General features: G+C 66.3%; 10 protein-coding genes. 8 read left to right on the top strand and 2 right to left on the bottom strand.

Going from position 1 to position 13,401, the window contains the following annotated elements:
* Positions 1-32: 32 nt before the first annotated feature.
* A complete protein-coding gene (gene groL / locus BA190_RS17245) occupies positions 33-1,661 on the bottom strand; it encodes a chaperonin GroEL (protein ID WP_068290052.1) in 1,629 nt (542 codons plus the stop codon).
* A 69-nt stretch (positions 1,662-1,730) separates the two neighbouring features.
* A complete protein-coding gene (gene groES / locus BA190_RS17240) occupies positions 1,731-2,018 on the bottom strand; it encodes a co-chaperone GroES (protein WP_068290049.1) in 288 nt (95 codons plus the stop codon).
* Between the two features lie 230 nt (positions 2,019-2,248).
* Here groES and BA190_RS17235 point away from each other — a divergent pair, with 230 nt between their 5' ends.
* Genes BA190_RS17235 through BA190_RS17200 form a run of 8 tightly spaced genes read left to right on the top strand, consistent with a single transcriptional unit; the run spans position 2,249 to position 13,395 of the window.
* Positions 2,249-3,670 (top strand): NtaA/DmoA family FMN-dependent monooxygenase, encoded by a 1,422-nt coding sequence (locus BA190_RS17235; RefSeq protein ID WP_156771553.1) that lies wholly within the window; start codon positions 2,249-2,251, stop codon positions 3,668-3,670.
* Positions 3,667-4,908 (top strand): acyl-CoA dehydrogenase family protein, encoded by a 1,242-nt coding sequence (locus tag BA190_RS17230; protein WP_068290046.1) that lies wholly within the window; start codon positions 3,667-3,669, stop codon positions 4,906-4,908. Before BA190_RS17235 ends, BA190_RS17230 begins: the two co-directional genes overlap by 4 nt.
* Before the next feature lie 12 nt (positions 4,909-4,920).
* Complete coding sequence (locus BA190_RS17225) at positions 4,921-6,366, top strand: LLM class flavin-dependent oxidoreductase (RefSeq protein WP_156771552.1); 1,446 nt, start codon at positions 4,921-4,923, stop codon at positions 6,364-6,366.
* Positions 6,367-6,406: 40 nt separating this feature from the next.
* The gene (locus BA190_RS17220; RefSeq protein WP_202908479.1) at positions 6,407-7,675 is read left to right on the top strand and encodes an acyl-CoA dehydrogenase family protein; all 1,269 of its coding nucleotides are present in this window, start codon (positions 6,407-6,409) and stop codon (positions 7,673-7,675) included.
* Positions 7,676-7,680: 5 nt separating this feature from the next.
* The gene (locus BA190_RS17215; RefSeq protein WP_068290044.1) at positions 7,681-8,946 is read left to right on the top strand and encodes a GNAT family N-acetyltransferase; all 1,266 of its coding nucleotides are present in this window, start codon (positions 7,681-7,683) and stop codon (positions 8,944-8,946) included.
* A gap of 59 nt (positions 8,947-9,005) precedes the next feature.
* Complete coding sequence (locus tag BA190_RS17210; protein ID WP_068290042.1) at positions 9,006-10,793, top strand: ABC transporter substrate-binding protein; 1,788 nt, start codon at positions 9,006-9,008, stop codon at positions 10,791-10,793.
* A 24-nt stretch (positions 10,794-10,817) separates the two neighbouring features.
* On the top strand, positions 10,818-12,446 hold the full coding sequence (locus BA190_RS17205) for an ABC transporter ATP-binding protein (RefSeq protein ID WP_068290040.1): 1,629 nt from the start codon (positions 10,818-10,820) through the stop codon (positions 12,444-12,446).
* The gene (locus BA190_RS17200; protein ID WP_082979811.1) at positions 12,439-13,395 is read left to right on the top strand and encodes an ABC transporter permease; all 957 of its coding nucleotides are present in this window, start codon (positions 12,439-12,441) and stop codon (positions 13,393-13,395) included. Before BA190_RS17205 ends, BA190_RS17200 begins: the two co-directional genes overlap by 8 nt.
* Positions 13,396-13,401: the final 6 nt, after the last annotated feature.

The following is a 13,401-nucleotide window of genomic DNA, read 5'->3' as shown; positions in this document are numbered from 1 at the left end:
GGCTGAAGCGATCCGCCTGCCTGTTGTCAGCGTCAGAAGTCGCCGATGCCGCCGCCCGGCGGGCCGACCGGTGGCTTTTCCCTGGGCAGCTCGGTCACCAGCGCCTCGGTGGTGACGATCAGCGAGGCGATCGAGGCGGCGTCCTGCAGGGCGGTGCGCACCACCTTGGCCGGGTCGACGATGCCGGCTTCCAGGAGGTCGACGAAGGTCTCGGTCTGCGCGTTGAAGCCGAAGGTCGCCGACTTGTTCTCGGTGATCTTGCCGACCACGATCGAGCCTTCCACGCCGGCATTCTCGACGATCTGGCGGATCGGGGCCTCCAGGGCCTTCAGGACGATGTTGATGCCGGACTGGACGTCGGCATTCTCGCTCTTGAGTTCGGCGACGGCGGCCTTTGCCCGCAGCAACGCGACCCCGCCACCCGGCACGATGCCCTCGGCAACGGCGGCGCGGGTAGCGTTGAGCGCATCGTCGACCCGATCCTTCTTTTCCTTGACCTCGACCTCGGTCGAGCCGCCGACACGGATCACCGCGACACCGCCGGCGATCTTGGCCAGGCGCTCCTGCAGCTTTTCGCGATCATAGTCGGAGGTGGTCTCCTCGATCTGCGCCTTGATCTGGGCGACGCGAGCGTCGATGTCCTTCTTCTTGCCGGCGCCGTCGACGATGGTGGTGTTCTCCTTCTCGATGCGCACGCGCTTGGCGCGGCCGAGCTGGGAAAGCGTGACGTTTTCGAGCTTGATGCCGAGATCCTCCGAGATGGTCTCCCCGGCGGTGAGGACGGCGATGTCCTCCAGGATGGCCTTGCGGCGATCACCGAAGCCCGGCGCCTTGACGGCAGCGACCTTGAGGCCGCCGCGCAGCTTGTTGACCACCAGCGTGGCGAGCGCCTCGCCCTCGACGTCCTCGGCGATGATGAGCAGGGGCTTGCCGGTCTGCACCACCGCCTCGAGCACTGGCAGCAAGGGCTGGAGCGAGGACAGCTTCTTCTCGTGGATGAGGATGTAGGGGTCCTCAAACTCCACCACCAGCTTCTCGGCATTGGTGACGAAATAGGGGGAGAGATAGCCACGATCGAACTGCAGGCCCTCGACGACGTCGAGCTCGGTTTCCAGGCTCTTGGCTTCCTCGACGGTGATCACGCCCTCATTGCCGACCTTGTCGACGGCGGTGGCGATGATGGCGCCGATGGAGCCGTCGCCATTGGCCGAGATGGTGCCGACCTGGGCCACTTCCTCGGACGACTTGACCTTCTTGGCGCGCTTTTCGATGTCCTTGATCGCGGCTGTCACGGCAAGGTCGATGCCGCGCTTGAGATCGAGGGGGTTGAAGCCTGCCGCCACCGCCTTGGCACCTTCGCGCACGATGGCCTGGGCTAGCACGGTGGCGGTGGTGGTGCCGTCCCCGGCGAGATCGTTGGTCTTGGAGGCGACTTCGCGCAGGAGCTGGGCGCCGAGATTCTCGAACCTGTCTTCGAGCTCGATCTCCTTGGCAACGGTGACGCCGTCCTTGGTGATTCGCGGGGCGCCGAACGACTTCTCGATCACGACATTACGGCCCTTCGGACCGAGCGTGACCTTGACGGCATTGGCCAGGATGTCGACGCCGCGCAGCAGGCGCTCGCGGGCATCGGAGGAGAATTTGACGTCTTTTGCTGCCATAGTTGGATTCCTTCAGGCCCGCCGGCGACGAATACGCCCCGGGGCCGTCTGACCGAAAAAGGGGGACTGTCAGGCGATGATGCCCAGGATGTCTGCTTCCTTGAGGATGAGCAGATCCTGGCTGTCGATCTTGACTTCCGTGCCGGACCATTTGCCGAACAGCACGCGGTCGCCGGCCTTCACGTCCAGCGGCTGGAGCTTGCCGTTCTCGTCGCGCGCCCCGGGGCCGACGGCGACGACCTCGCCCTCCTGGGGCTTTTCCTTGGCGGTATCAGGTATGATGATGCCGCCCTTGGTTTTCTCGTCGCCTTCCAGGCGACGCAGGACCACGCGATCATGGAGCGGTCGAAAGCTCATGGATTCTACCTCAGATTGATTGAAGCACCGCGATTTGCCGCCTGATTCAGGCGGGTTTTGCGGCCTGAACCCATGCTAGGGCGGGTTCGCGGCCGACGTCAATAAAAAGAATATAAAATATATAGACAATATATAATTTATGCGCAAACATACCTCCATCGATTGCCGGACGCGGCCTGCGGCGACAGCAGGCGCGGCCAGCCCGGCGAGCCAAACTTCCCTAGAAATGGATGACGAACGTCGTGTCCGCCGAACCGATCATTTTGAACGGGTTCACCATGAACTCGGTTTCCCATGTCAATTACGGGCTGTGGCAGCACCCCGAGGACGAGACGTACCGTTATACCGATCTCGACTATTGGCTCGAGCTCGCCAGGATCCTCGACGAGGGCCGTTTCGACAATCTGTTCATCGCCGATGCGCTGGGGCTGCTCGACGTGCATGGCGGCAGCGCCGAGGCCTCGCTGCGAACGGGCACGCAATCTCCCCTCGGTGATCCCCTGTTGCTGGTGTCGGCCCTGGCGGCGGCCACGCGCGATCTCGGTTTCGGCATCACCGTCTCGACCAGTTATGAGAAGCCCTATCTGCTCGCCCGCAAATTCACCACGCTCGACCATGTCACTCGCGGGCGCATCGCCTGGAACGTGGTGACCTCCCAGCTCGACAGCGCCGCCCGCAATCTGGGGCTTGAGGCCCAATATCCCCACGACGAGCGCTATGATCGCGCCGACGAATTCCTCGACGTGGCCTACAAGCTCTGGCAGGGTTCATGGGAGGACGATGCCGTCCTGCGCGACCGCGGCAGCCCGGACCGTCCCGAGGGGCTCTATACCGATCCCTCCAAGGTGCATGGCATTGCGCACCGCGGCCATTACTACAACGTGCCCGGCCCGCATCTGTCCGAGCCCAGCCCCCAGCGCGTGCCGGTGATCTTCCAGGCCGGCGGCTCGCCACGCGGGCAGGCTTTTGCCGCCCGCCATGCCGAGGTCGTCTTCGTCGCCGGGGCCGATGCCGCCGGCATCCGGCGCAATGTCGCTGGGATCAAGGAACTGGCCCGCGAGGCAGGCCGGGCGCCGGGGGCCATCCGCTTCGTCAGCGCTATCGCCGTCGTCACGGGCGAGGACGACCAGGCCGCCCAAGTGAAACTCGACGATTACCTGCGTTATTACAGCCTGGAAGGCGCCATCACCCATTATTCGGCCAGCACCGGCATCGATTTTGCCGGCCACCCCCTCGATGAGCCGCTGCGCTATCAGGACACCAACGCCAACCGATCCCTGCTGCGCATGTTCGACGATCCGGCCTCGGGCAGGCGCTGGACCTTGCGCGAGGCCTTTCTGCCCGATGGCGGTTTCGGGCGGGTGAAGACGCTGGTGGGCGGCCCGGCCCGGATCGCCGACGATCTCGACGCTTGGCTCGCCGAGACCGATACCGATGGCATCAATCTCATCCACATCGTCAATCCCGGCAGTTTCCGCGACTTCACGCAGCATGTCGTGCCGGAGCTCGACCGGCGCGGGCGCCTGCGCGAACGACGCGGCGGCGCGCTGCGCAGCCGCCTGTTCGGCACCGCTTCCCCGCTCGTGCCGCCCGATCATCCCGCGGCCCGCTTCGCCTTCCCGGCAGCCCAGGTGGCGGAAGCCCGGTCATGAGCGCTGATGGAACCCGGGCGGGATTGAACAATGAGGAGCGGTTCCGGTTCTGGATCGAGGCGGCCGAGCGGGTTGCCGCGGAATTGAGGCGGACGGGGGCGGCGCGCGATGCCGCCGGTGTCGATCCGGTGGCGGAGATCGAGCTGTTGCGCCAGGCCGGTCTCCTGACGATCTTCCTGCCCGAGGCGATCGGCGGGGGCGGTGCCACCACCCGGCAGGTCCTGCGCATCATCCGCATCCTGGCCAAGGGCGATACCTCCATCGCCCAGATCGCCGCCTACCACCTCTTCGGCACGGCCCTGGGTCGCAAGGGGCCGAACCAGGCGCTGTTCGTCAGGCGGGCGGAAGGCTTCCTCAGGCAGGGCTGGTTCCATGGCGGCGTGGCGCAGGCCGCCTATGAGCCGCTCATTAGCGCAACCCCGCAGGGCACGGGCTTCGTGCTCAACGGTTCCAAGCCCTTCGCCAGTGGTGCTGCGGTGGCCGATACCCTGCATGTCTGGGTGCGCTTCGCGCCCGGTACGACGATCGCCGGAAACGATGTCGGCGGCCATATCGGCCAGTTCGTGGTGCCCAACCCCGCGCCGGGGCTGAGCTTCGGCCATGACTGGGACAATATCGGCCAGCGCCTGACCGTCTCCGGCAGCGCCAGTTTCGACAACGTCGCGGTGAGCCCGGACGACCTCGTCGCGCATCGCCGCGAGGACGCGCCGCAGACGCCGGCCGAGACCCTGCACGTGCCCGTCATCCAGCTCGCCTTCGGTGAGCTCTATCTCGGCACGGCACTCGGCGCCTTCGAGGAAGCGCGCGACTATATCCAGACCCGCTCGCGGCCCTGGCTTTCTTCTCCGGCAGGCAGGGCCAGCGAGGATACGCTGGTGGTCGAGCGCTTCGGCCGGCTTTCCGTGGCGCTTGCCTCGGCCGTGGCGCTGTCGGATACGGCTGGCGAAGCGGCGCAGCGTGCGGTGGAACGCGGGAGCGAGCTGACCGAGCGCGAAAGAGGCGAGGTCGCCGCCGTCGCCTACCAGTCGAAGGTGCATTCGACCGAAGTCGCGCTGGAGGTCACCTCCCGCCTGTTCGAACTGATGGGTGCGCGGGCCACCAGCAGGGCGCTCTCCTTCGATCGCTACTGGCGCAATGTGCGCACCCACTCCCTGCACGACCCCGTGCACTACAAGGTCCTGGAAGTCGGCGATTACGCCCTCAACGGGACGGTTCCTCCACCCACCTATTATTCGTGAATGGTTTGAACGATGTCCGTTTCATCACAGCCGATTGCCGCCAAGAAACCTTTTCTGCTCAATGGCTTCGGCATGGCCGTGGTCGGCCATGTCTCGGCGGGCCTGTGGCGCCATCCCGACGACCGGGCCGACACCTATACCAGCATCGACTATTGGATCGGCCTCGCCAGACTGCTCGAGGAAGGCGGCTTCGACGGACTGTTCCTGGCCGATGCGCTCGGGCACCTGGACGTCTATGCCGGCACGCCCGATGCCTCGCTGCGCACCGCCGCCCAGTCGCCGGTCAACGATCCCCTGCTGCTGGTCTCGGCCATGGCGGCAGCCACAAGGCATCTGGGGTTCGGCATCACGGTGTCGACCACCTATGAGCAGCCTTATCTGCTGGCGCGCAAATTCACCACGCTCGACCATCTCACCAAGGGGCGGATCGCCTGGAACGTCGTCACCTCCGTGCTGGAGTCGGCCGCGCGCAATCTCGGCCTCGAACGCCAGATCGAGCATGACGAGCGCTATGATCGGGCCCAGGAATTCGTCGACGTCGCCTACAAGCTGTGGGAGGGCTCGTGGGAGGAGGATGCGGTCATCCGCGATCGCCAGCGCGGGGTCTATACCGATCCGGCCAAGGTCCATGCCATCCATCATCGCGGCACCTATTTCACCGTGCCGGACGCGCATCTGTCCGAGCCGAGCCCCCAGCGCACGCCCTTGCTCTACCAGGCCGGCACTTCGACGCGCGGGCGCGAATTCGCGGCTGGCAATGCAGAAGTCGTCTTCCTGGGCGGTACCAATTCGCCTTCGATCCGCCGGCGTATCGAGCAGATCCGCTCGCGCGCCGTCGAGCTCGGCAGGGCGCCCGATGCCATCAAGTTCATCACCGCCATCAGCGTGGTGACGGCTGAAACCGACGAGGAAGCCGAGGCCAAATATCGCGACTATCTCTCCTATACCAGCGTGGAGGCGGCGCTCGCCCTGTTCTCAGCCTGGACCGGGGTCGACTGGTCGCAATATCCGCTCGACCATCCCATCGAATATATCGAGACCAATGCCGGCCGCTCGGCCTTGTCCAGCCTCACCAGCATCGATGCCGACAGGCGTTGGACCGTGGGCGATGTCGCCGACTATATCGGCGTGGGCGGCATCCATCCCACCCTGGTCGGCGGGCCGAAGAAGGTCGCCGACGCGCTCGAGCGCCTTGCCGACGAGACCGGCATCGACGGCTTCAATCTCGCCTATGCCATCAGCCCCGGCTCCTTCGAGGACTTCATCCGCTTCATCGTGCCTGAGCTGCGGCAGCGCGGTCGTATCCGCGAGCGGCCGGCGACGCCGGTGACCCTGCGCGAACGCTTCCAGGGCGAGGGCCAGCGCCGGCTGCGCGAGGACCATCGCGGCGCTTCCTTCCGCGACTTCACCCGCTTCGTCCCCGCGCGGGACGTGCCGGCCGCCACCGCGGCCGAGTGACCCCCCAATGTGCCGACAGCTTTGAACGAGGACGAGACAAGTGGCCTATGACGCAGCCGTGAGCGCCTTGCGCGATACGCGCAGGGATGCCCCCGCCATCGAGATCTATGCCGGCCTTTCGGAGGCGGAGTTCGCGGAATGGCGCAGCCGAGCCGAAAGTGCTGCTGCCGAACTTGCGGCCACTGCGCTCGAACGCGACCGTGCCAACCAGGATCCGTTCGAGGAGATCGAACTCCTGCGCAAGGCCGGCCTCCTCGGCCTTGCCGTGCCGCGGGCCCTGGGCGGCGCCGGCGCCAATCTCGCGCAGGCGCTCGAGATCAGCCGTATCATCTCGGCGGCGGACGGCTCGATCGGGCAGCTGATCGCCTATCATTATTCCAATGGGGTGTGGAGCTATATCCTCGGCACGCCCGAGCAATGGCAGGCCACGGCCCGCGGCGTTGGCGAGGAGGGTTGGTTCCAGGGCGGCGTCAGCAATCCGCGCGATCCCAAGGCCGAACTCGAAAAGACCGAAAAGGGCTACCTGATCAGCGGCCGCCGCACGTTCGCCACCGGCGCCTCGATCGCCCAGATCCTCACCGTTACCGTCTGGGATGGCGAGAAGCGCGTGCATTTTCAGGTCCCGCCATCGCGCAAGGGCATCAGCTTCGAGGGCGACTGGGACAACCTTGGCCAGCGCCTCACCGCCAGCGGCTCGGTGATTTTCGACAGGGTCGAGGCGACCGATGCGGACCTCCTGTCGGGTCTCGATCATTATGCCGGTGATGTCGAGCAGCGTGACGGGCTGCGCGTACTGTTCAGCCAGCTGATCTTCGTCAATTTCTATCTCGGCATTGCCGAGGGAGCGCTCAAGGCCGCCTCCGCCTATGTGCGCAGCCATGGCCGGCCCTGGCCCGAGTCGGGGCTGGAAAAGGCGACCGAGGATCCCTACCACCTCCAGCTCTTCGGGCGCCTGTCGGCCGGCATCGCCGCCGGCGTGGCCCTGGCCGACAAGGCTGCGGCCCTCTATCAGGCGGCGCTGCTGGCGGGGCCGGCGCTGACGGCGCAGGCCTGGGGCGAGCTCGCCCTTCTGATCGACCAGGCCAAGGTCATCGCCACCAAGGTTTCGCTGGAGGTTACCGCCGATATCTATGAGGCGACGGGCGCCCGTTCGACGGCCAACAAATACGGTCTCGACATCTATTGGCGCAATGTGCGTACCCATACGGTGCATGACCCGGTGTCCTACCGCCTGCGTGAAATCGGCGAGTTCGCGCTCAACCAGACGCTGCCGAAGCCACGCGTCTTCACCCCGCCGGCGAAGGCCTGAACGCCATGTCGCTGCACGCCGTAGACCTCTCGGCCGTCAGGGCGCCGAGCCCGGCGCCGGCCCGGGTAAGAGTTCTGGATGACGTCTCGGAACTGATCCAGGCGGCCCGGCTGTTCCGCACCGCCATGGTGGGTCTGCCGAATTTCGGGCCGATCGATGCCGGCTTCGTCGCCGACATTTATGAGCCGGGTCGCACCCTCGGCGCCTTCCTGTCAGGCACGCTGGTCGGCACCGTCAATTCCTATGCTAGCACCCTGACGGTTCCGGGTGGCGGATGGCTCGCCCATGCCGCCGTCACCCATGTCGGCGTGCTGCCCACCCATACCAGGCGGGGCATCGGCACCGCTCTTCTGGAAAGGCAATTGGCAGAGGCGCGTTCGCGCGGCGATGCCATCGCTACGCTGCGGGCTTCGGATGCGCGCATCTACGCCCATTTCGGCTATGGCATCGCCAGTTCGCAGGTCAGCTTCGACCTTGCCACCGAAGGGGCCCGACTGCGGCCGGGCGTGGCGCGCGGCCTGCCAGTGCGTTTCGTCGAGCCGGACGAAGCCTGGTCGCTGCTGCCCACCATCCATGCTCAGGCCGGCACCGCCCGGGCCGGCGCCATTGCACGCTGGCAGGCCTGGTGGCGCTTCCAGCGCCTGCGCCAGGACCTGTCCAGGGCGCCGGCCTATGTCGTGGTGGCCGGCGAGGAAGGGCAGGAGAGCGGCTATGTGCGCTACCATCCGATCGGTCTCGACGAATGGTTCTCCGGCTCGGATCGAACCCTCGTCGTCGACGATCTGGTCGCGGCCGACGATGCCACCTATGGCGCGCTCGTCGCTCATCTTCTCAATGTCGATCTGGTGCACCGCATCCTCCTCCCCGGCCGGCCGGTGGATGACGCCCTGCCATGGCTGTTCGAAAACCATCGACAGGTTCGCGTGACCGGCCAGCGTGACGAGACCTGGCTGCGCCTTCTCGATGTGCGCCAGGCCCTGGAAACGCGCCGCTATGCCGGTGAAGGCGAGGTGGTGCTCGCCGTCAGCGACGCCCTTTTTGCCGAGAACAATGGCCGGTTCCGCCTCTCGGCGCAGGGCGCGGCGCTGACGGATGCCCCGGCGCAGGCCGAGCTCGATGTCGGCGCCTTGGCAACGGCCTATCTCGGCGGCACGCGCTGGTGGCAGCTCGCCAGGGCTGGGCGGGTCAAGGCCGAGAGCGAAGTGGTGCTGTCCACGCTCGATACCTTGTTCGCCACACCGGCCCAGCCCCACGCGGGCACCGTGTTCTAGGCCCGGCGCCCGATGGTGCGCGGCCTTCGTCCCTCCTTCGAAACATCAGGAAACAGACTATGAAATCCCGGCTTTTCGCCCGTTCTTGGCTGCTCGGCTCGGCGGCTTGCTTTGCGACGGCGGGGGCGGCCCTGCTGCTGGCGGGCGGCCTCGCCCCCAGCATGGCACAGGCGGCCGACGAGGTCCCCTATGGCGGGACGCTGCGCATCGCCTCGCTCGACCCCGATCTCGACGCCTTCGATCCCTTGACCGGCTACAGCACCGATTCCTGGGAGATCCTGCGGGCCTTGACCCGCCAGCTCGTGACCTATCCGGGCGCGCCGGGCGAGATCAAGGACGACACCAAGCTGGTGCCTGACCTCGCCGAGTCCTGGGACGTCAGCCCCGATGGCAAGACCTACACCTTCCATCTTCGCGATGGCGTTACCTATGCGGGCCCGACCACGCGCAAGATCACGGCGGGGGATTTCGTCTACGGCATCAAGCGCTTCTGCGATCCCAACAAACAGGTCGCGGCCATCAACTATTTCAATCTCGCCTTCGCGGGCTTCGCCGACTACTGCAAGCAGTTCGCCAAGGTGCCGACGGGCGATCTCGCCGCCACCAAGGCCTTCACCGATACCCATGACATCGCCGGGGTCTCCGCGCCCGACGACAGGACGCTGGTGCTGCGTTCCGACAGCAAGAACTATGATTTCCTCAACATCCTGTCGATGAACTTCGTCAGCCCGCTGCCGCCGGAAATCGCTTCCAAATATTTCCCGGATTCGCTGGAGTTCAGGAAGAACCTGCCTTCGAGCGGTCCCTATTACGTGGCGGCCTACGACCAGGGCCAGAAGCTCGTGCTCAAGAAGGTGGCCAACTACAACCACGCCGCCGATCCGGCCCGCAAGGCCTATGTCGACGAGATCGTCGTGGACTTCACCACCAATACCGAAGATGCCGTGGTGCAGAAGATCCGCGCCGGTGAAGCCGACCTGTCGCTCTATCTCGACGTGCCTCCTTTGGCTGCGATCCGGCAATACCAGGCGCAGAAGAGCCCCTATCTGCATGCCTCCAACAGCGGTTCGGCCAATTTCATCACCTTCAATGCCCGGCCGGAAGCGACCAGTCTGGGCGCCACCGCCTTGCGCAAACTCGAGGTGCGCCAGGCCCTCGCCTATGCGGTGAACAAGGCCCATCTCGTCCAGCGCCAGGGCGGCTCGATCGCCGCTCTCCCGCTCGGCCAGATCATCACCTCGACGATCCTCGGCCATGAGCCCTTCGATCCCTTTGCCACGCCCAAGAGCGCGGGCGACCCGGCCAAGGCCAAGGAGCTGCTGGCCAAGGCGGGCTATCCCGACGGCCTGACCCTGGACGCGCTTTATCAGACCACAGCGCAGACCCAGGCCATCGCGGTGACGCTCAAGGAAGACCTGGCCGCGGCCGGCTTCACCCTCAACCTCATCCCGGTGCCGAGTTCGCAGTACCGTTCCTACATCCAGGATCCCAAGAGCCATTGGGACGTCTTTCTCGGCGGAACCTTCGCACCCGATTGGCAGGGACCGAGCACGCGCATGCTGCTCGGGGGCTGGCTGAATTCGGACGCATCGCCCTGCGGCACCGGCAACGTCTATGCGATCTGCTACTCCAACAAGGAGCTCAACAAGTTGGCCGCGGAAGCCTTCCCCTCCGATGATCCCGGCCCGGTCTGGGCCAAGGCCGATCGCCTCGTCTCTGCCGACCTGCCCTGGATCCCTCTGTTCGAGAAGCGCAAGGTTGCCATCACCTCCGATCGCATCGCGTTGTGGACCTGGTCTTCGCTCGCCGTGCAGGCCGACATCACCAACATCGCCCTGCGCAAATAGCGACAGGGCGCAGGAGAGCCGGCCATGGCGATCTTCGCAGTCGATAGTCTGGATGTGAGCTTTGGAATGCGCCGGCATCGCATGGAGGTGGTCCGCGGCGTCTCCTTCGCCGTCGATGCCGGCAAGACCCTGGCCATCGTCGGCGAATCCGGCTCCGGCAAGAGCGTGTCGCTCTTGGGGGCGACCGGCCTGCTGCCGCCCTCGGCGGCGGTGGCGGGCAGCGTCCGCCACCGCGGCACCGAACTCCTCGGCCTGTCGGCAGGCCGGCTGCGCCGCCTGCGCGGCGCGCAGATCGGCTTCGTCTTCCAGGATCCGCTTTCCAATCTGCATCCGCTCAAGACCATCGGCAGCCAGATCGGCGAGGCCATCACGGCCCACCAGCGCGTGAGGCGGTCGGCGCTGCGCGCCCGCATCCTCGATCTGCTCGACGAGGTGGGCATTCGCGATCCCGCCCGGCGCCTTGACGATTATCCCCATCAGTTCTCCGGCGGCATGCGCCAGCGCGTGATGATCGCCATGGCGATCGCGCTCGGCCCGGACTTGCTGATTGCCGACGAGCCCACGACGGCACTCGATGTGACCGTGCAGGCCGCCATCCTCACGCTGCTGCGGCAATTGCAGGAACGCCATGGCATGGCCCTGATCTTCGTCAGTCATGACCTCGGCGTCGTCAACGACATCGCCGACGACGTGGTGGTGATGCGCGGGGGAAGCGTCGTGGAGCAGGGGCCGGCGGCGCGCATCTATGGCGCACCGAAGGAGCCCTATACCAGGCTGCTGCTGGGAGCGGCGCGCCACGGCCTGGCGCTCGGTACGGCCACACCCGTGGAGACCAAACCCCTGTTGACGGCGGAGGGGATTTCCCGCCGCTTCCGCCGAGGCGGCAAGGCCGCGGGTTCGCTGCAGGCGCTCGACCAGGTTTCCTTTGCCTTGCGTGAGGGCGAGATCCTCGGCGTGGTCGGCGAGTCCGGTTCGGGCAAGTCGACCATCGGCCGCATCGTCGTGGGACTGGACAGGCCGGACGAAGGCCAGGTCCGGCTCGGCGACAATGTCTATGCCCATGCCGGCGCCATGACCCTCACCGGGCAGCAGCGTTCCGCCATCCAGATGGTCTTTCAGGACCCCTATGGCAGCCTCAATCCGCGGCGGCGGATCGGCGCCATTCTGGCCGAGCCCTTCATCATCAATACGGATCTATCCGCGTCCCAGATCCGTTCGCGCATCCGCGACCTCGTCGACGTGGTGGAACTGCCCCAGGACGTGCTTGATCGCTACCCCGCCCAGCTCTCCGGCGGACAGCGCCAGCGCATCGCCATCGCCCGCGCGGTGGCACTGGAGCCGCGCGTGATCGTGGCCGATGAACCGGTATCGGCCCTCGATATCACCACCCAGGCGAGAATCATCGCACTGCTGCGCTCGCTCAGAAGCCGGCTCGGCGTCTCCATCCTGTTCATCTCCCATGATCTGGGCGTGGTAGCCGATCTGTGCGATCGCGTGCTGGTGCTGCAAGCAGGCCGCATCGTGGAGGAGGGGCCGACGGCACAGGTCTTCCAGCGTCCCGGCCAGGCCTATACGCGGGCACTGATCGCCGCCATTCCCGGTCAGAGGAACCGGGATGGGGACAGGCTCGAAAGGCTGGCCTTGCATGGCTGAGGCGAGCCGGACCATCTCTGCCGAGGGAGCCGAACGGGTTTCCTCCCATCGTGAATCGAGGCGATCTCCCACCGGCATAGCGGCCGTACTGGCGGAACCCTCCGTGCGGTTCGGCGGCCTGCTGGTGCTGACGGTGCTGGCTGCCGCGCTGCTGGCGCCCCTGGTGGCGCTCTGGCTCGGCCATGGACCGACGGAGCAATTCAGCGACATCGCCCTGTCGGAGGATGGCCTGCCCATCGGGCCGAACTGGGCCTTTCCGCTCGGCGCCGACGGCGATGGCCGCGATGTCCTGGTCCGCACCCTCTATGGCGCGCGCGTTTCCCTGCTGGTCTCCATTCCCGCCACCACGCTCGCGATGGTGGTGGGGACCTCGATCGGCCTGATCGCCGGCTATTTCGGCGGGCTGGCGGACCGGGTGATCTCGCAGGGCATCGACGTGGCCTTGTCATTTCCCTTCGTGGTGACGGCGCTCAGCCTGCTGGCGCTCAACCGCGGCGCCAACGGCCAGCCCATCGCCGATCCCCTGCTGGTGGTGGTGCTGATCATCGCCTTGTTTTCCTGGACCTATTTCGCCCGCCTGACACGGGGGCTGGTACTCTCGCTTCGGCACAGTCCCTTCGTCCAGGCCGCACAGACGCTGGGGGCCAGCCGCCGGCGGATCCTGATCCGGGAGATCCTGCCCAATGTCGCGCCGGTTGCCCTGGTCTATTGGGCGGTGCAACTGCCCAACAACATCGTGGCGGAGGCGACCCTGTCCTTTCTGGGTGTCGGCATCCAGGCCCCGACGGCAAGCTGGGGCAACATGATCGCGGATGCCCAGCGCTCCTCGCTCTACCAGCTGCAGCCCTGGTTCCTGCTCGGGCCCAGCATCGCCCTGTTCCTGACGGTGGTGGGCTTCAACACGCTGAGCGCGGGCCTGCGCAACGTGCTCGATCCCCATCGGCGCTGAGGGAGA

It is taken from the genome of Labrys sp. WJW (assembly GCF_001676615.1).
Taxonomy (GTDB): domain Bacteria; phylum Pseudomonadota; class Alphaproteobacteria; order Rhizobiales; family Labraceae; genus Labrys; species Labrys sedimenti.
This window is presented reverse-complemented; position numbering and strand designations above follow the sequence as displayed.